Source organism: Allobosea sp. 2KB_26 (assembly GCF_052115715.1).
GTDB lineage: Bacteria > Pseudomonadota > Alphaproteobacteria > Rhizobiales > Beijerinckiaceae > Allobosea.
Window position 1 is genome coordinate 298988 of record NZ_JBFRHE010000006.1, and the last position, 16088, is coordinate 315075.

Consider the following 16088-nt stretch of genomic DNA (forward strand, 5'->3'; position numbering starts at 1 on the left):
TACCTTTCAGCGGGCAGAACGCCGGTTCCGGATTGCGAGGATCGTTTGAAGCTGCAGGCGCGTGTCTCTGAAATCCTGATGAAGGATCGAAACGCCGCCCGCCGCCGACCAGGCCTCGGTGTTGCGCCGGAAGTCGTCGATCAGAATGTCCTTCGGCGCGTGCATGAAGAGCGGCTTGTTGTGGCCGCCCATGACCGGCAGGACCGTGATGCTGGTCGAGAGATGCTCGCGCACCCAAGCGCGCTTCTGAGTTGCCGCGTTCGCGTAGTTCGTGCGCGGGCAGGCTGTCAGCACGATCGGGTCGAGGTGGGCGATTTCCCGAAAGAACTCGATCGCGCCGGGGCAGGGCGGCATGTCCCTGAAATAGCTCGGGTGCGCATTGATCGTCTGCCACATGGCGTCGTCAGCCATGCCACGATGGTCCAGCCCGAACACGGCCGGGAAGTGCGCATCGAAATCGGCCATCACGCCGTCGAGGTCCAGGTAGAGACGCGTCCTCATGCCGCCACCCGGGTCTCGAGCTCGCTGATACTCTCGTCGAGCTGCGCGCGCTGATCGCGGAGAAGGGCGAGCTGATCCATGAGCTTCTCGCGCGGGAAGCAGCCGGTCTTGATCTCGGTGACCGTGAAGCCGAGCTTCCGCATCACCAGGATCTCACGGACGCGCTCGCGGTCTGCCTGGCTGTAGACGCGGGCCAAGCCGGCGCGCTGCGGCGACAGCAGACCGCGCTGTTCGTAGAACCTCAACGTGCGGAGCGTGACGCTGAAGTCCAAGGCCATCTGGCTGATGCTGTAGGTGTTCATGGCTGGCTCCTCTTGGCGGATGGGAATTTCGGATTGCTGCGGAGCGGGCGCGAAGGGATCGCCGCCTTCCGCCTCGTCGGTGGCGGCGCTTCGCCTTCGGCCTTCGCCAGGACGCGGGATCGGAACTCGGCCTCCTTCTTCGATAGGCGACGGGTGTGAGCGTTCGCGTGGATGTCCCCGCCGGCGCTCGTGATCCGCTTCTCGCCTCCCGGCCCGAAGGTCTTGATGTCGTGCTCCGGCTTCAGGAGCGGCCGGATGAAGCGCGGGTCGTTCACCGCCGGCACGAGTTCGCCGGCCTCGTTCACCGTGCGCAGCGTGATCGCCGGGAAATGGTCCCACTGGATGCCGGTCTTGATCTGCTCGTCCGTGTAGCCGAGCAGCAGCAGCGCGGAATGCAGCTTCACGCCAATCGGGATCGCCTTGCGATGATCGGAGGCGCGCATCAGAAAGGCACCCCATCATCACGTCGATAGGGATGCAGCTGGTCGAGGCCCGGAACAGCTCCGCGACGCTTCGGGTTGGGCTTCGGCGTGTAAATCGACGCGAAGTAGTCGCATCCCATCATCCGGAAGAACCAGCGATGCGACAGGATCCACTCGCAGGGGCCCACACCAGCGATCCGCCAGAGCCCGCGCGGGCGCTCGGTACCGTTCATCACGACGGGACGGGGAAGTGCGCGCTTCATGCTGCGCCTCGAACCTCTGCGCAGACAAAGCCACGCTTGCGGTCGCGGAGGCCAACCTTCTCCGAAACCGAGAGGTGTCCGGCTTCGGTGTTGCAGGGCTTGCATGCGATGACGAGGTTCGAAGGATGGTTCGGGCCGCCGTGCGACTTCGAAACGAGATGCTCGATCGTGATCTCGACGCTGTCCGAAGTCAGAAACCCAACCTCACAGAACCAGCACCAAAGGCCGTCTCGCGCCGCTAGATCCTCGATCAGATGGCGGAGCTTCTTTCGCGCCTTCATGTCGGGCGAAAGGCTCATGCGGTTGCCGCGCTCGAAGGCCTCACGGGCAACGATGAGCGACTCCGGCCATGTCTGAACCTCTTTCGAGTTCCGATAGACGACCTGAACGCCGTCACAAGTCTGGACGCGAAGAATTTCCCATTGGCTTGTCGGGGGCTGAATGACAGCGCCGCACTCGGTCAGCCATGACTTGAAAGTGTCGAGCTTGAACGCGGGGCGCTTCTTCATGACCGCGCCGCCTTCGGCTTGATCCGCTCCATGGTTTCGCGCTCAAGCGCCTCGACATCGAGGCCAAGCTCGGCAGCGAGCGCCTTGGCCTGCTCGGTAAAGATCGCGAGCTCGTCGCGATCCATCTTGCCGATCGATTTCAGCTTAGCTTCGCCGCCGGCTGCGTCGAACACGACGCCATCAACCCAGTGATGCTCCGTCTTCAGAGCAGTTTTGAGCTTCTGGTCGGTCATCTTCGGATCAGGGTGGACCTCGGCGAACACCTTCAGGAAGACAGAGACAAATGCTCGTGCGGCCTGAGTGCCAGGCTCCCACTTCTTGAGCGAGAATACCGTGTCGGTTGGGAAGGCCGCGATGGCGTCGCGATCCCGTCCGCCGACGGCGCGGAGAGCCCGGCCGTCCCACCTCGCAAGGATTTCGTCTCCGCGCTGCATGGGTCAGATCCCGAGCCGGGTCTTGCAGGTCTTGAACAGATCCTGCAGTCGGGCGATGTCGGCGTGTTCTGTGATGCCGAGGGCGTGACGCTGAGGGCGCGTCGTACCCCACCACGCGCGAACCACCTCGTATTCGTCGACGTTGGTCGCGGCCGTCAGCTTCTCGGTCAGAACCGTCTCGTAATCCGCGGCAGTATTGATGACTCGCTCTGCGTTCCCGGCCGGGATGTCGTCGTCCATCGGCGGTGGCGGCGGTGCGCCGGCCTCCGCGCATTGACCGGCCGTACCGGCGGCAAGCTTCTCGACCCGCGCCAGGTGCGACGCCTTCACCTCCCGGGCCTTCTCGACGTACCCCTCGAACCCAGCCAGCTCGGCTTCGACATCGAGATGCGCGTAACCCTCTTCGATCGTCGCCGCGTCCTTAGCGAGCGCCAGCATGTCGATCAGGTTGGCGAGGATATCGTTCGGGTCGATCAGTTCCCCCTGATCTTCGGCGGACGCCGGAGCATTCTCGGCGGGATTGCCAAGCGATGCCCCGACGTCCTGCGCTGCCGGTTGGCCGGGGGGGATAGCTCCGGCAGCGGTCTCGGAAATGATGGTTGCGTCTTCTGCGTCGGGAGCAGGAGGCGGAGGGGGCGGGCCGCGATCAGGAGCCGGCCTGAAATCGGCATCATCGACGTCGTCGCCGATCATCTCCTCCGCGAGGGTCATCCCCTTGAGCACATCGGTGAAGGTGTCCCGCAGGCTGAAGCCACGGGCCCGCATCTTCATCATCCGCTTCGGGTTAGTGACCCACGGAGTGTCCTTGTCGTTGTTCTGGCCGCCCTTCTTCTGCCAAAGCTTCGCGGTCATCGCGTCTGCAATGGAGAATTCGGAGATGACTGCGGCCTCTCCCTTCCGCTTCACGCGGCAGATCGCTTTGAACTGGAGCTCGTCGCCCTTCGGCTTCTCCCAGTCGACAGGTGGCGTGCCCTCGTAGGTTTCGGAGAACTCTTCCAGCAGGCCCGAAGCACGCACCAAGCCGAGCGCCAGATCGCCCCAAATCCTAGGCGCGCCATTGATGACGGCGATGCCCTGGACCGCCTGCATCGGCTTGATGCCCAGTTCCAGTCCCGTGAGGATCGCCACCGAGACCTTTTCGGCGGTGTTCATCCCATACGGAACGAGACCGCTCCTGGAGAGCACCTGAGAGAACCGAAAGACATCGTCGAACGTCTGCGGCACGATCGCCATGACGGCGCCGGCGCCGAGCCCCGCGACACGGGGATGAGCTGGCTCGACGTTGGTAAGTGCCGTGGATGGGGTCTGAGCGTTCATTGTGAGGCTTTCGGTTCGATTGGCGGGGATTAGGCTGCGTCTGGCGCCAGCCGCGGCTTGCCGTCGACGGTCACGCCCGGCATGTGCGGGACGCCGACCTTCGCCATCTTGGTGGCCAGTTTCTCAGCCAGCGCGCGGATCTCGGCGTTGTTGATCTTGCCGAGATAGCCGGCGAACGCTTCGAGGTTCTCGATTAGGACGACCTGCCCGCCCTTCTTCTCGCTGACCTGGCGAACGGTGCCGATCGAAACGGTCTTGGCGACGACGGGTGCCACCTCGACAGGCGGCGCTTCAGGGTTCAGGGCCTTGGCGAGCTTTGCGGCCTCCGCCAGCCGCTCGTTCTCGACGCGGGCTTCCTCAGCGAGACGGGCGTTCTCGGCCTTGATGTAGGCCTGCCCGATGTCCCAAAGCTGGCCCTTGAGCGTCTTGGCCCCGTCGATGATGGGATTCCACTTCGCATCGACGGCCTTGCCTGCGTCCCAATGCGGCTTCTTTTCGATTGAGCGCTTCGCTTCGGCCTCGTTTTCGAACGCCAGAAACTTTTCGCGATAGTTTGCGACGAGGTCAGCCTGGATCTTGGTCGTTGGCTTGCCGCCAATTTCCTCGAGCCAAGCCTTCACCTGTTTTTCCAGCGCGGCAACGTTGCGCGCGATTTCCTGATCAGGGGTCAGGTCTTCCGGCGGCTCATTGTTGCCGGGCACCGCACGGGGGTTCTCGGCGCGGGTGGTATCGGCGTCCGGATCAGGAACCTCCCACGGCCAGCCCTTGCCATCGAAGGCCGCCTTATAATGCTCATAGGCGACCGGCTTCGTGCAGAAGAACGAGAACCGCGTCTCGGCGAAGCCTGCATCCGCCGCAACCGTGCGCAGATTGGCCTTGTCGCCGATCCATGCCTTGAGCGATCCATCTCCCTCGCGAGTGATAGCGACCGGGATCCGGTTCTTTTCCGCATAGTAGCCGCACTCGCACTCACCGACGACGAGTTCTCCGCGCCGGCCGCTGACCGCCGCACGCCACCAGTCGTAGTCTTTGCGGGGCGCAATCGCTGCTTGGCTCATGGTTTCGTTCCTGCTGGGATGTGTGCGGTTGGTTTCAGAGCCCTGCGTCGCGGGCGATGTCTTCGATGGGGCGGCGCTGATCGTTGGAAGCGTCCTGCTCCCAATCGATCGGGGCGTCGTAGATCGCCCGGAGGAAGGCGTAGGCCGTGAGGCCGACGATCGCCGCGAACAGCACGGCCAGCAGCCAGGAGGGCGCGATGCCAGGAGCGGCTTCGCCGTTCATGCGAACACCTCGAGCATGCTGGCGAAGCCGACGGCGGCACCCATCGCGAAGAGGACCAGAACTGCAGCGATCTCTCCGGCGCTGTCGACGAGGCGCGCGACCGGGATGCTACCGTCGTGGGTCGTGGTGCGGTCGATGATGATCGGGAACACCCGGCGGGGAGTGCAGCCGAGCCGCCGGAAGTGCTGGCAGATGCGCTCCGCGGCTTCCTCGCTCCGATAGTGATCGGCATACTTGAGGCGTCCGGCATCGACCGCATAAGCGATGTCGCGGGCCTCGTTCAGGTCGACGGCAGGCACGAAGTAGGTGATCGGGGCCATCACGCGGCTCCCTTCATCGGAACGGGTGGGACGAGTTCGTCAGCGACGCGCTTGGCGTCGGCAGCTCGTGGGCTCTCGGAGCCGAGGCTCGTGGCCTCCAGCTTCGCCCTCGCGTCGGGCGGGCAGTTCCGCAGCAGGCGGGTGATGCGCTTTTCCAACGCCTCGTCGGAGGCGGCGATCCCGTCCAGTTCGGACGCAATTTGATCGGCTGTCCAAGCCATTACGCGGCCCTCCCCATTTCGCGGGAGGTGAGCGCGTCATCGCGAAGCTGATCGCGGATGTCGTCGGCCCGGTCGGAGTCGGCCCCGGCCTCGTGGAGCATGTCCGAGTGGATGTCGGGATCGTTCGAGATGACGTCGATGAGCCACTGAGGCGCATCCGCACGGCTCGCCTTCGGCTGCTGACCGAAAGGGGCCTGCTCAACCACGACAACTTCAGCCGTGCGGATTTCGCACTGAGCAGGGTAGGGCGGATCAACCCGGTCGCCGGCAAAACCCGGCGTGACCGTGAACGTCAGTTCGCACGCAATCTCGTTGCTGCCGATGCTGAGATAAACGGTGTGATCGTGGATGCGGGCCATGGCCGTCTCTCCAATGAATATGGAGAGAATGTAAGCACGGCTTTTATTTTACTGCAAGCGTCAATGTAAGTCGAACTTGTATTTTCTTTTATGCGCATCTCGCGAATCAGACTCGACTCGTGTCAGGCCCTCTGCCTTAAATGAGAACATAAACGGAACAGAAAGGATTGGTCATGAGCGGCCTCGTTAGCTCATACCCGCAGCCTCAGAAGTTAGGGCTCGCCGATTTTGACGCGCTAAACATCTATTGCCATGACTGCGGGCACAGCCATCGAGCCGGGCCCGCTGCGCTTGCCGATTTCATGAGCAAGGGTCTGCACTGTGAGATGACCCTTCGGCCCAAGCTCGTGTGCTCTGTCTGCCGCAGGCTGGGGCGCCCGGGCCGGAATCTCGATCTCATCCCTACATTCAGATGGCGGGCGGATTAGAAGGCCAGTAGCTCCACCCAGGGGATGACTCGAAAGATGTCTTTGATCTCGCGCCGATCAAACTCGAGCCTGCCGCGAGGATTGAATTGCTCAACCACCACGCGGTTGCTGTCCATGCTGACAAGGCGCTTCACGAAGGATTTCCCGGGCCGCCCCTCTTCGCGAGGGTACAGCTCCACAACGACGTAATCGCGCACGGCCGGCTTTTGCTTTTCAGCATAGATCCGCTCGCCGTCCTCGAACTTCGGGATCATACTTTCGTTGCCGACGCGGAGAGCGAAGACGCCTTTGCGGTGCGCAATCCCCGGCGGGCGTGGCACCATGTCGACGACCTGGCCGTTCATTTCGAACGCGCTATCGTCGTCCGCGAAGCCGCCAACTGTAATTCCTAGCTCCTCAATATCGCGAGGGGCGGAAGAAATGGTCGGGAGTAGGGCGGGGGCCGGATCAGGGGTCGCGTTTGGCGTCGCCCGATAGCCGGTCTCGGGTGTCTCGACAGTCGAGGGGGTCTCGGGCGTTTCGGTCGCTCCATGCAGCTTCGCCTGGATAGCCAAGAGTCGCCTCGGATCTGCGTCAAGAGCCCGCGCAGCTTCGACAAGGTTGTTCGGCTTCGGCTTTGTTTTGCCTGTCTCCCATTGCTGAATGGCCGCCGTGCTGAAGCCCAGCTGCTCGGCGAGCTCCGCCATTGACAGGCCTTTTGCCTTGCGTGCTGCGCGTAGCGCGTGGCCGAGCTCGTTTTTTTCCATGAGGCGCACTGTAAGAGTGGCGCTTTCGGCTGCAATGAAAGTATTGCTTGCTTTAAAAAGCAAGTCGTGCTTTCTTTTGAGGCTATGAGCAACAGCGCCCTTAAACGAGCCATCGAAGCCGCTGACGGTCCCGTCGCCCTTAGCCGAGCCCTTGGGATTTCGTCTCAAGCTATCCCCCAGTGGAAGCGGGTCCCGGCGGCGCGCGTCCTGCAGGTCGAGAGCATCACCGGCGTTTCTCGCCATGATCTTCGGCCCGACATTTTCGGCGCAAAGCCCGACGATAGAGCCGCGTGATGTTGGCCCGTACGCGGTTCGGCATATTCGCTGCTCGGGCTTGCGATGGCGGTTCTGCCGGTCCTGCTGGTGGTGCCCCGATGACGCGGACGCTCACCAGCATCGCGATCGGAGCGGGGATCGGGCTGGCATTGGTCCTAGCCTCGGCGCCTATCGTCCTAGCTCTCATAGTTGCCGCAGGAGCCCGCTGATGTCGCGGCAAACTCCTTCGCGGCTCGATAGCCATCAGCCTCAATTTGGTCGAGCTTGATATGAAGCGCGGTGTTCCGACCATGCGCTGTAACGGACATCGCCCCGCTCACGAGCAGGGTGATATCGTCCTCTGCAAGACAGCCCCTGCATGCCAGCGCGATGACGCTCCTGCGCATCGTCTCCAGCATGGTGAGCACCAGGCCCTCATCGACTTTCAGCATCCGGCTCATCGTCTGATCGTTCCCGCGATCGGATCTTGTGGCGGCGCTCTCATCGAAAAGAGGGCCTGACATGGTGGTCCTGTCTGCTTCTCTGGCATCGGTTCCATCCTCTCATTCTGGTGGGGGGCGGTCTGCAAACCGCAAACCCCTGAAATCCGCATCTTCCGACGTCGCTCGCCCCTCGAAGGCCGCCGCTCCGTCTGTGAACCCAACATCACAGAGGGCGTCAGGAATGACTGGACGGAAAAACGGAAAGGCTGGGGTGAGCTTTCCCCAAGCCTGCCCCGAGCGGGCGCTTGATTTTCTGCGGGGCCTGTATCCCGCGAAGACTGCCGACAACGTCTCCTACGATACGGGAATTCCGGCAGATACCGTCCGGAAGTGGCTCGAGGGCGTTGCGAAGCCATCGTGGGCTGGCCTTTCGCGCCTGATCTTCGCGTACGGCCCCGCCTTCCTCGTCGCGGTCTACCCACAGGCTCCGGCCTGGCTCGATGAAGCCCACCGGCGCGCACAGCATGAGGCCCTTCGCGCCGAGCAGCGTCGCATTCAATCCCAACTCGACGCCCTTGGCGTCTGAACATGAAGGAGAGGCCATGCGGGGCCTTCTCGCCACTGCCTATGCCTTTGGCTTCGCCGTGTTCTCGCGGCTGGCGCGGCGTGCGCTGCGCAGGAGTGATCGTCATTCAGCACGCGCGCTCTGGTGCCACGAGCAGGCCAGCGCCTTGGAAAATCAGAAATCGCCGGGGGGCGCAAACTCAACCGACCGCACAAACGGAGATGCCCCATGAGCGAACCAACCAAACTTCCACAGCAGGCGCAGATGCTTGCGATCGCACGCGAGAGCCTTGTCGCTAAGGACAAGGCCACGCAGAACATGACCGCCAGCAAGGAGCGGAAGAAGTCGTTCTACGAGGTCGGCAACGGCAACCCCAAGTCGATGGCGTTGCTGGAGATGCTGCTCAAGATCCACGGCAACAACGAGATCCGGGCCGATGATACCGCTGCGCACTGTCAGCAGGCGCTCGACATCTATCGCGAGGTCACGAAGGACAAGGGGCACGTCGGAAACCTGGCCGACATGGCCAACCAGACGGCCGGCCACGACGAAGGCGAGCAGGGGGATCGCGCCGCTGTCGAGCCCGATCCCAACCTCAATACTGCGCCCGGCGGCTTGCCCCACGACGAATCCCTGAAGCGCTTCGAGGCCAACCTGACCGAGGCTGCCAACCGCAAGAAGGCGGCCAAGGCCCTCGACCTCCCGACCGTCGATCCCTCTGCAGTTGAAAAGCCCAGGCGCGGCCGGAAGGCCAAAGCTGATGAGCCGGGTGAGGCCACGACGGTTGCATCGCCACCGCCCCCTCCGCCTGCCGGCGAGGATGACGACGACGCCGATCTGCGCCCCGCCTTCCTGCGGCGACAGGAAGAAGAGCGCGGCGACGCCGAAGGCGCCGGCACGTTCTCGCGCGTCCACTGATGTTCACGGTCGGCCTCGACCTCGGAACCGTCACGGGGGTCGCCATCGGCGACTCCCGCATCAACCATCCTTCGCAGTTGGAGAGCTTTTCGATGCGCTTCCGCAAGCCGCACGAGCCATTTCAAATGGCTGGCTACAATATCGAGGCGTGGCTGACGCAGACTTTCATCAAGCCGCTCCCCCAGTACGCAAAGCCCGAACTCATCATTGCTGAAGCGATGCTTCCAATCGCTGGCCAGAAGTCAGATGACGCCGCGATGGTCGCGGTCTCTCTTGACCAAGGCCTCTTCAATTTCTGCAAGCGCTTCCATGTTCGTCTTGAGCGCGTCGCGCGTTCGACAGCCTGCCTGCACTTCATCGGCCAAGGTCGAAAGCGGAAGGGCTCCAGCGAGGATATCAAGCAGCTCGTCGCCGAGCGATGCCACCTGCTCGGCTACACCGAATATGTGCTCCCGAAAGCTAAGCGCGACCGCTCAGACGCCATCTGCTGCTGGGATTTCGGCGTCGCGACCTATGCCCGCCGGCGGCCTGCTGGTGTCGCGCTGCTGGGAGGCGTCGCCTGATGAGGCAGGGGCTCACACCGCGGCTTGCTCAGCTGCTGGCCTTCATCCAGTCCGCTTCCCGTCGGAATGCTTGCGCGCCGAGCTACGCCGAAATGGCCACAGCTTTGGGTATTAGATCTCGCGGCGCCGTCGCTGCGATGATCGATCGCCTGGAAGAGCGTGGCTTCGTCCGCCGCGTGTCAGGGACCGCCCGCAGCATAACGATCATTGAGCAAGCCGGGTTGTCGCCCGCGCTCGAGGCTGAGATCGAAGCCTACTGCCGCAACATCAGGATATCCCGCCAGGAGTTCGACAAGCGGGCTGCGCAGAGCCTTCTGCGGGGGCGGCCATGAACGCACTCACTGATCCGTATCGCGTCTTCCTCGAGGCGAAGGTGCGCTTGGCGCCAGCGATTGGCTTCGATGTCGCGCCCGAGGAAATCAACCCGATCCTGCTGCCGCATCAGCGCGCGATTGTGCGTTGGGCCGTGCGCGGCGGCCGGCGGGCGATCTTCTGCGCCTTCGGGCTCGGCAAGACCTTCATGCAGATTGAGGTCTCGCGGATCGCCCTCGGCCGGATTCTGCGCGAGAGCGGCCGGCAGGCCCGCGCGCTGATCGTACTGCCGTTGGGCGTCCGGCAGGAGTTCAAGCGCGACGCCCATGTGCTCTCGACAGGTGAACATCCCCGGATAACCGATGAGCGGAGGGCGGAACTCGCAGCCTGGCTCGACGGACATCCGGAGCGGGCGCCGTCGGTCCGCTTCATTCGGCGCAACGAGGATGTCGACGGACCCGGCGTCTACCTGACGAACTATGAGAGCGTCCGCGACGGCAAGCTCGACCCTGCGCTCTTCGACGTCGCCAGCCTCGACGAGGCAAGTGTGCTGCGCAGCTTCGGCAGCAAGACCTTCCAGACCTTCCTGTCGCTGTTCGCCAACGTCCGCTTCCGATTCGTCGCGACCGCGACGCCATCACCAAACCGGACAAAGGAGCTGATCCATTACGCCGGCTTCCTGGGGGTGATGGATACCGGCCAGGCCCTGACGCGATTCTTCCAGCGCGACAGCTCAGAAGCTGGGAACCTTACGCTCTACCCGCACAAGGAACGCGAGTTCTGGCTCTGGGTGAACAGCTGGGCCTGCTTCGTGCAGCGGCCCTCCGATCTGGGCTTCTCGGATGAGGGCTACGCTCTCCCTGAGATGATCGTGCGCTGGCACGAGGTCCAAACCAACCTTGCCGATGCCGGCGAGAACCGCGACGGCCAGGGCATCCTGTTCCGCGACGGCGCGCGCGGGCTGATGCAGGAGGCAAAGGAGCGGCGCGACACGCTGCCAGCGCGCATCGACAGGATGGCGTCGATCATCGCGGAGGATCCGGATGCGCATCGGCTGCTCTGGCACGACCTCGAGGACGAGCGCCGCGCGATCGAGAAGGCAGTGCCAGGCGTGCGCTCGGTATTCGGCTCGCAGGATCTCGACGCGCGCGAGCAGACCATCATCGACTTCTCCGATGGCAAGTTCCGCCATCTCGCCGCTAAGCCGGTGATTGCCGGCTCCGGCTGCAACTTCCAGCGCTACTGCCACAAGGCCGTGTTCGTCGGCGTCTCGCACAAGTTCAACGATTTCATCCAGGCCATTCACCGCATCCAGCGTTTCCTGCAGCTCAACACCGTGGAGATCGACATCATCCACGCAGAGAGCGAACGGGAGGTCGTGCGCGACCTGCAGGCGAAATGGGCCGATCACGACAGGCTCGTCTCCACCATGTCAGACATCATCCGTGAGTATGGGCTCAACCCGCTCAATCTCTCTGCCGAACTGACCCGCGCGATCGGCGTCGAGCGCATCGAGGCGCACGGCGACGGCTGGCAGGTGGCGAACAATGATTGCGTCGCCGAGACTCGGTCGATGGCTGATAACTCGGTCGACCTGATCGTCACGTCGATCCCGTTCAGCAACCACTATGAATATACGCCGAGCTATAATGATTTCGGCCATACCGACGACGACGAACACTTCTTCGGGCAGATGGATTATCTGACGCCGGAGCTGATCAGGATCCTGAAGCCCGGCCGGCTCGCCTGCATCCATGTCAAAGACAGGATCCTATTCGGCAACGTCACAGGGCTGGGCTTTCCGACCGTCAATCCGTTCCACGCCAAGTGTATCGGCCACTACGCCAAGCACGGCCTCGCCTATCTTGGGCTGATTTACATCGATACCGACGTCGTTCGTGAGAACAACCAGACCTATCGCCTCGGATATTCCGAGATGCGGAAGGATGGCACGAAGATGGGCGTCGGCTCGCCGGAGTTCGTGCTGCTCTTCCGGAAGGTCCAGACCGATCGCAGCAAGGGTTATGCCGACGATCCGGTTCAGAAGCGGATCGTCGATTACAGCCTGGCGCGTTGGCAGCTCGACGCGCATGCGCGTTGGCGATCCTCCGGCAACCGGCTGATGACGCCGGAAGAGCTGATGGCGATCGATCCCAACCTGCTTCCGAAGGTATTCCGGGAAGCGAGCGCCGGGCGCGTCTACGATTTCGAGACGCATGTCCGCATCGGCGAAGCCCTCGCCGAACGTCAGCGCCTACCATCCATTTATATGGCGCTGCATCCCGGGACGAACCGCGATGATGTGTGGGCCGACGTCAACCGCATGCTGACGCTCAATACCACGCAGGCGGCGAAGGGGCGGGAGCAGCATGTGTGCCCGCTGCAGTTCGATATTGTCGATCGCCTTATCGAGCGCTGGAGCGAGCCAGGAGAGCTCGTCTTTGATCCCTTCGGCGGCCTCTTCACGGTGCCGATGCGAGCCATCAGGCTCCGGCGCTGCGGCCGGTCTGTCGAATTGAATTCGGGCTACTTCCTGGATGGTGTGAAGGTCTTAGAGGCCACTGAACGAAGCATCTCCATTCCCGATCTCTTCGACGTTCTGAACGATGCGGAAGCGGCATGAGCACTCCCATCGTCGTCGACATTGGAGCCGTCGGCTTCAACTTGATCCTCGCCACGGATCGTTATGGCGCGGGAGACGCCAAGATCACATGGACCACTGACGCCAATCTGAACCCCGACTTCGATTGCGGGCGGAAATCACCGGCTGTCGCGCTCGAAATGGCGCTCGGTCGCGTCGAGCGGAACGGCTTCGTCAGCCCTCTCGATTTCAGCCTCGTGATGGGCGTCCTCGTCGGCTTCCTTGAGGGGAGGGCGCGGCTGTGAACGCACATGCCCAGGTCGACCAGATCAAGTTCTGGTTTGACAGCATCGTCGAGATTGAGACGGCACTGATCGGCGGCGTGATCCTTCATCCCGAGGCTCTGGGGTCGGTTCTCCAGACTGGCCTTGAAGCTGCTCACTTCGGTGATCTGGGCTGCGCTTCGCTCTGGCAGCGCATTGAGGGCATCGTCTCGCGCGGCGGGGCAATCGATCATCGTACCGTTCTGCAGGGTGGTGCCGGTCTCGTTGTGGGCGAGGGCGCGAGCCCCGGAGCCTTCCTCGCGAAGATCATGGCAGAGGCGGCGCGCGCCAACTCGCTGGCCGAATACGCGTCGATCGTTCGGTCGGCATGGGTCATTCGCCGGGTGTTCGACGCCGCAGACAAGGCGCGTGACGAAGTCGCCGGCGCCGATTCGGTGACGCTCGCCAGGAGTTTGATCGAGACGGTCGATGGGCTGCGCGACAGCGCCATAGAGCGATCAGGATCGACGAGGGGCAGCCTCGGGAAGATTGCCGCGGCCGTCGGCCTCGCGGCTCAAGAAATGCTCCAAGGCACTCGCGAGCGTCCGCCAGCCACAGGGCTTTCTGATCTCGACAAGCATCTTCCGATGGGCGGCCTGGCCCCAGGATCGTTGATCATCCTCGCTGGGCGAACCGGCCAGGGCAAAACCCTCGTCGCCTCCGCGCTCGGCGGCAAAATGGCCACGAGGGGCAAAGGCGCCATTTATTTCTCGCTCGAGGTGCCAGCCAGCGAGATATCAGCCCGCATCATCTGCGAGCGCATCGGTGGGAGAGGCCCGGTCTACGGCGACGTCCTCGCTGGGAAGCTCACCGAGGATCAGCTGGAGAAGTTCATCTGGGCCAGCGCCGAGGCGGAGAAGCTGCCGCTCCATATCGACGACACGCCAGCACTGACGATCCAAGACATCCATCTGGCGGCGAAGAAACAGGCCGCCACCATGGCGCGGGCCGATACGCCCCTATCGTTGGTGATCATCGACCACGCGCAGATCGTGAAGGGCTCCAGCCGCCACCAGGGCAACCGCGTCGGAGAGCTCGGCGAAATTGCCAACGGCGCAAAGGTGATGGCGAAGCAACTCGGCTGTGCCGTTGTTCTCTGCTGCCAGCTCAATCGCGGCGTCGAGGCCCGTGACGATAAGCGCCCGATGCTCTCGGACCTGCGCGCCTCTGGGGAGCTTGAGGAAGCCGCTGACGCCGTCCTGATGCTGTACCGCGAGGCCTATTACCTCGAGCGGTCCCAAGCGTTTCGCTCGGAAGATCCCGCCGCGATCGAGATGATGGCCGCGGTTCGCAATCAGATCGAGATCGGCATCGAGAAATCCCGTCAGGGCTCGACCGGCCGCGCCACGCTCTGGTGCGATCCGGGCCGCTCCATCCTCGCCGATCAGCAGAGGTGGTCATGAGCGAGCGCGGTGTCTTTGCCGTCGATCGCGGCATCTTCGATCATCCAGCCTTCCAGCCCGAACCGTTTACACAGCGGGAGGCGTGGCTTTGGCTGGTCGCCGAGGCCGCGTTTAAGGAGCGGAGCAAGCGGGCCGACGGCAAGATCATCGCCTTGCAGCGCGGTCAGCTCTGCCATTCCATCCGGTTCATGGCGGAGGCCTGGCAGTGGTCGAAATCCCGCGTCGACCGTTTTCTGACCATGCTCGAAAATCGGGACATGCTCCGATCGGAAACCGGGACAAGAACGCCTATCATAACTATCTGTAATTACAGCGATTATCAACGGGTGTCTCTACCAGACCGGGACAAGAGCGGGACAACATCCGGGACAAGAGCGGGACAAGACCGGGACAAACTAGAAGGCACTGAAAACACTGAAATCCCCTCAGAGACTTCGCCTCTTCGGGCCGCGCAGGCATCGGGCATTGACGTCGTTGGCGAGGCCTCTCGGAAGGCCCGAAAGCGAGGCTCTCGCCTGCCAGAAGATTGGTGGCCGGATGAAGCCTTGAAGGCCTACGCCAGGGAAAAGCTCAACGACGATCGGGCCTGCCGAACCGAAACTGAGCGGTTCAAGAACTACTGGGCAGCAGCCGCTGGCAAGAACGCCATCAAGCTCGATTGGGGCCTGACCTACAAAAACTGGATCCTGAAAGCTCAGGAATCCCTGCCGCGCGCCGGTCCGACCGGAAGCCGCGATGCGCCCCGGCGCCCTTCTCCATCAGATCGATTGCTCAATGCCATGAACGGAATGTTTGACGATGACCAGCCAACTGCCAGCGCCCAACAACCCCTCCGCATCGGAGCGTATTCGCCTGCCGACAAAGCGTGAATTGCAAGCTGATCTGACCCTGCTGCTGTCGTCGTTTCCAGCGCAGGACCGCGCCAATCCTGAGCAGGTCATTGGGGCCTACATGATAGCGCTGGCTGATTACCCCGCCGAAGCGATCCACGATGGCATCGTCAGCCTGGTTCGCGGCGAAGCGCCGGAGCACGAGGGCGGCCAGTGGCTGCCTTCCACCGCCATCGTCGGCCGTGTCGTGAAGCGCCAGCCATCAACCGCGATGAAGGCAGTCGAGGACATGTGGCTGCTCCGGGCTGCCGCATGGAAGGACGGACGATGGAACCCGCATTGGGGGCAGGGACCTGACAGTCCGAGCTTTTCTGCGATCTGCCCCCCGCGTCTGCACGCTGCGTTCGGCATCAAGCGGATCGCGTCATGACCAGCAACGGCATCCCGCGAGACTTCTGGGCGGAGCAGCACCCGAACCGCACCGGTTGGCTGGCTCGCTATCAGGCGCCGGGCGTCGGCGTCCGCACGGTGAAGGTACCGGACGCGGTCACCCGCGAGAACGGTAAGCCTGTCGCCGAAATCTTCCCGACCAAGGTCGCGGCCGAGATAGCGGCTGCTCGAGCCAAGGACGAGGCGGAGGACCGCGGCCGGCAGCCGCTGCCGCGCAGCGCGAAAATGTTCCGATCCACTGGCAGTGGGCGCAACCGTCGCGCTGTCTCAGCCTGATCAAACACATTCCGCCATCGGCGGGATATCCCGGCCCAGCGAGGGCCATACCGGAGAAGACAGAAC

Annotated in this window: 25 protein-coding genes; 11 read left to right on the forward strand and 14 right to left on the reverse strand. The window is 63.1% G+C overall.

All coding sequences use genetic code 11. The features are described from left to right. Positions 1 to 6: 6 nt before the first annotated feature. The 13 genes from AB4099_RS18775 to AB4099_RS18835 form a co-directional block, all read right to left on the reverse strand. Positions 7 to 501: a 5' nucleotidase, NT5C type gene (locus tag AB4099_RS18775; protein WP_441479142.1), complete on the reverse strand. Its 495-nt coding sequence runs from the start codon at positions 499 to 501 to the stop codon at positions 7 to 9. Continuing rightward, the gene (locus AB4099_RS18780; protein ID WP_441479143.1) at positions 498 to 803 is read right to left on the reverse strand and encodes a MerR family transcriptional regulator; all 306 of its coding nucleotides are present in this window, start codon (positions 801 to 803) and stop codon (positions 498 to 500) included. The genes AB4099_RS18775 and AB4099_RS18780 overlap by 4 nt, the downstream gene beginning before the upstream one ends. Further along, positions 800 to 1246, reverse strand: a complete 447-nt coding sequence (locus tag AB4099_RS18785; RefSeq protein WP_441479144.1) for a hypothetical protein — start codon at positions 1244 to 1246, stop codon at positions 800 to 802. The genes AB4099_RS18780 and AB4099_RS18785 overlap by 4 nt, the downstream gene beginning before the upstream one ends. Beyond that, entirely contained in the window at positions 1246 to 1488 is a 243-nt protein-coding gene (locus tag AB4099_RS18790) for a hypothetical protein (RefSeq protein ID WP_441479145.1), read from the reverse strand. The genes AB4099_RS18785 and AB4099_RS18790 overlap by 1 nt, the downstream gene beginning before the upstream one ends. Continuing rightward, positions 1485 to 1997: an HNH endonuclease gene (locus tag AB4099_RS18795; RefSeq protein ID WP_441479146.1), complete on the reverse strand. Its 513-nt coding sequence runs from the start codon at positions 1995 to 1997 to the stop codon at positions 1485 to 1487. The genes AB4099_RS18790 and AB4099_RS18795 overlap by 4 nt, the downstream gene beginning before the upstream one ends. Then, complete coding sequence (locus AB4099_RS18800; RefSeq protein WP_441479147.1) at positions 1994 to 2431, reverse strand: hypothetical protein; 438 nt, start codon at positions 2429 to 2431, stop codon at positions 1994 to 1996. The genes AB4099_RS18795 and AB4099_RS18800 overlap by 4 nt, the downstream gene beginning before the upstream one ends. A 3-nt stretch (positions 2432 to 2434) precedes the next feature. Beyond that, complete coding sequence (locus AB4099_RS18805; protein WP_441479148.1) at positions 2435 to 3664, reverse strand: recombinase RecT; 1230 nt, start codon at positions 3662 to 3664, stop codon at positions 2435 to 2437. A 113-nt stretch (positions 3665 to 3777) separates the two neighbouring features. Further along, the gene (locus AB4099_RS18810; protein ID WP_441479149.1) at positions 3778 to 4806 is read right to left on the reverse strand and encodes a hypothetical protein; all 1029 of its coding nucleotides are present in this window, start codon (positions 4804 to 4806) and stop codon (positions 3778 to 3780) included. A 34-nt stretch (positions 4807 to 4840) separates the two neighbouring features. Then, complete coding sequence (locus AB4099_RS18815) at positions 4841 to 5029, reverse strand: hypothetical protein (RefSeq protein ID WP_441479150.1); 189 nt, start codon at positions 5027 to 5029, stop codon at positions 4841 to 4843. Continuing rightward, positions 5026 to 5349, reverse strand: coding sequence for a hypothetical protein (locus AB4099_RS18820; RefSeq protein ID WP_441479151.1), 324 nt, complete (start codon positions 5347 to 5349; stop codon positions 5026 to 5028). Before AB4099_RS18820 ends, AB4099_RS18815 begins: the two co-directional genes overlap by 4 nt. Next, positions 5349 to 5570 (reverse strand): hypothetical protein, encoded by a 222-nt coding sequence (locus AB4099_RS18825; RefSeq protein ID WP_441479152.1) that lies wholly within the window; start codon positions 5568 to 5570, stop codon positions 5349 to 5351. The genes AB4099_RS18820 and AB4099_RS18825 overlap by 1 nt, the downstream gene beginning before the upstream one ends. Beyond that, positions 5570 to 5929 carry a hypothetical protein gene (locus tag AB4099_RS18830; protein WP_441479153.1) on the reverse strand — a complete coding sequence of 120 codons (360 nt, stop codon included), beginning with the start codon at positions 5927 to 5929 and terminating at the stop codon, positions 5570 to 5572. The genes AB4099_RS18825 and AB4099_RS18830 overlap by 1 nt, the downstream gene beginning before the upstream one ends. A 424-nt stretch (positions 5930 to 6353) precedes the next feature. Then, a complete protein-coding gene (locus AB4099_RS18835; protein WP_441479154.1) occupies positions 6354 to 7103 on the reverse strand; it encodes an XRE family transcriptional regulator in 750 nt (249 codons plus the stop codon). Between the two features lie 84 nt (positions 7104 to 7187). Between AB4099_RS18835 and AB4099_RS18840 the strand changes: the two genes are divergently transcribed. Beyond that, complete coding sequence (locus AB4099_RS18840; protein WP_441479223.1) at positions 7188 to 7397, forward strand: transcriptional regulator; 210 nt, start codon at positions 7188 to 7190, stop codon at positions 7395 to 7397. 158 nt (positions 7398 to 7555) lie between these two features. Here the strand turns inward: AB4099_RS18840 and AB4099_RS18845 are convergent, their stop codons facing one another. Beyond that, positions 7556 to 7819, reverse strand: a complete 264-nt coding sequence (locus tag AB4099_RS18845) for a hypothetical protein (RefSeq protein WP_441479155.1) — start codon at positions 7817 to 7819, stop codon at positions 7556 to 7558. Positions 7820 to 8072: 253 nt separating this feature from the next. On the opposite strand from AB4099_RS18845, the gene AB4099_RS18850 reads away from it, so the two are divergent. The 10 genes from AB4099_RS18850 to AB4099_RS18895 all read left to right on the forward strand — a co-directional run bounded on the left by AB4099_RS18850 (position 8073) and on the right by AB4099_RS18895 (position 16022). Further along, a complete protein-coding gene (locus tag AB4099_RS18850; protein ID WP_441479156.1) occupies positions 8073 to 8387 on the forward strand; it encodes a hypothetical protein in 315 nt (104 codons plus the stop codon). A 297-nt stretch (positions 8388 to 8684) separates the two neighbouring features. Next, a complete protein-coding gene (locus AB4099_RS18855) occupies positions 8685 to 9284 on the forward strand; it encodes a hypothetical protein (RefSeq protein WP_441479157.1) in 600 nt (199 codons plus the stop codon). Then, complete coding sequence (locus AB4099_RS18860) at positions 9284 to 9847, forward strand: hypothetical protein (RefSeq protein WP_441479158.1); 564 nt, start codon at positions 9284 to 9286, stop codon at positions 9845 to 9847. The genes AB4099_RS18855 and AB4099_RS18860 overlap by 1 nt, the downstream gene beginning before the upstream one ends. Further along, positions 9847 to 10179: a LexA family protein gene (locus AB4099_RS18865; RefSeq protein WP_441479159.1), complete on the forward strand. Its 333-nt coding sequence runs from the start codon at positions 9847 to 9849 to the stop codon at positions 10177 to 10179. The genes AB4099_RS18860 and AB4099_RS18865 overlap by 1 nt, the downstream gene beginning before the upstream one ends. Next, positions 10176 to 12782 (forward strand): DNA methyltransferase, encoded by a 2607-nt coding sequence (locus AB4099_RS18870; RefSeq protein ID WP_441479160.1) that lies wholly within the window; start codon positions 10176 to 10178, stop codon positions 12780 to 12782. Before AB4099_RS18865 ends, AB4099_RS18870 begins: the two co-directional genes overlap by 4 nt. Next, on the forward strand, positions 12779 to 13045 hold the full coding sequence (locus AB4099_RS18875; protein WP_441479161.1) for a hypothetical protein: 267 nt from the start codon (positions 12779 to 12781) through the stop codon (positions 13043 to 13045). Before AB4099_RS18870 ends, AB4099_RS18875 begins: the two co-directional genes overlap by 4 nt. Further along, complete coding sequence (locus AB4099_RS18880; protein WP_441479162.1) at positions 13042 to 14466, forward strand: replicative DNA helicase; 1425 nt, start codon at positions 13042 to 13044, stop codon at positions 14464 to 14466. Before AB4099_RS18875 ends, AB4099_RS18880 begins: the two co-directional genes overlap by 4 nt. After that, complete coding sequence (locus AB4099_RS18885; RefSeq protein ID WP_441479163.1) at positions 14463 to 15335, forward strand: hypothetical protein; 873 nt, start codon at positions 14463 to 14465, stop codon at positions 15333 to 15335. The genes AB4099_RS18880 and AB4099_RS18885 overlap by 4 nt, the downstream gene beginning before the upstream one ends. 1 nt (position 15336) lies before the next feature. After that, positions 15337 to 15726 carry a hypothetical protein gene (locus AB4099_RS18890; RefSeq protein WP_441479164.1) on the forward strand — a complete coding sequence of 130 codons (390 nt, stop codon included), beginning with the start codon at positions 15337 to 15339 and terminating at the stop codon, positions 15724 to 15726. Beyond that, entirely contained in the window at positions 15723 to 16022 is a 300-nt protein-coding gene (locus tag AB4099_RS18895) for a hypothetical protein (protein WP_441479165.1), read from the forward strand. Before AB4099_RS18890 ends, AB4099_RS18895 begins: the two co-directional genes overlap by 4 nt. Positions 16023 to 16088: the final 66 nt, after the last annotated feature.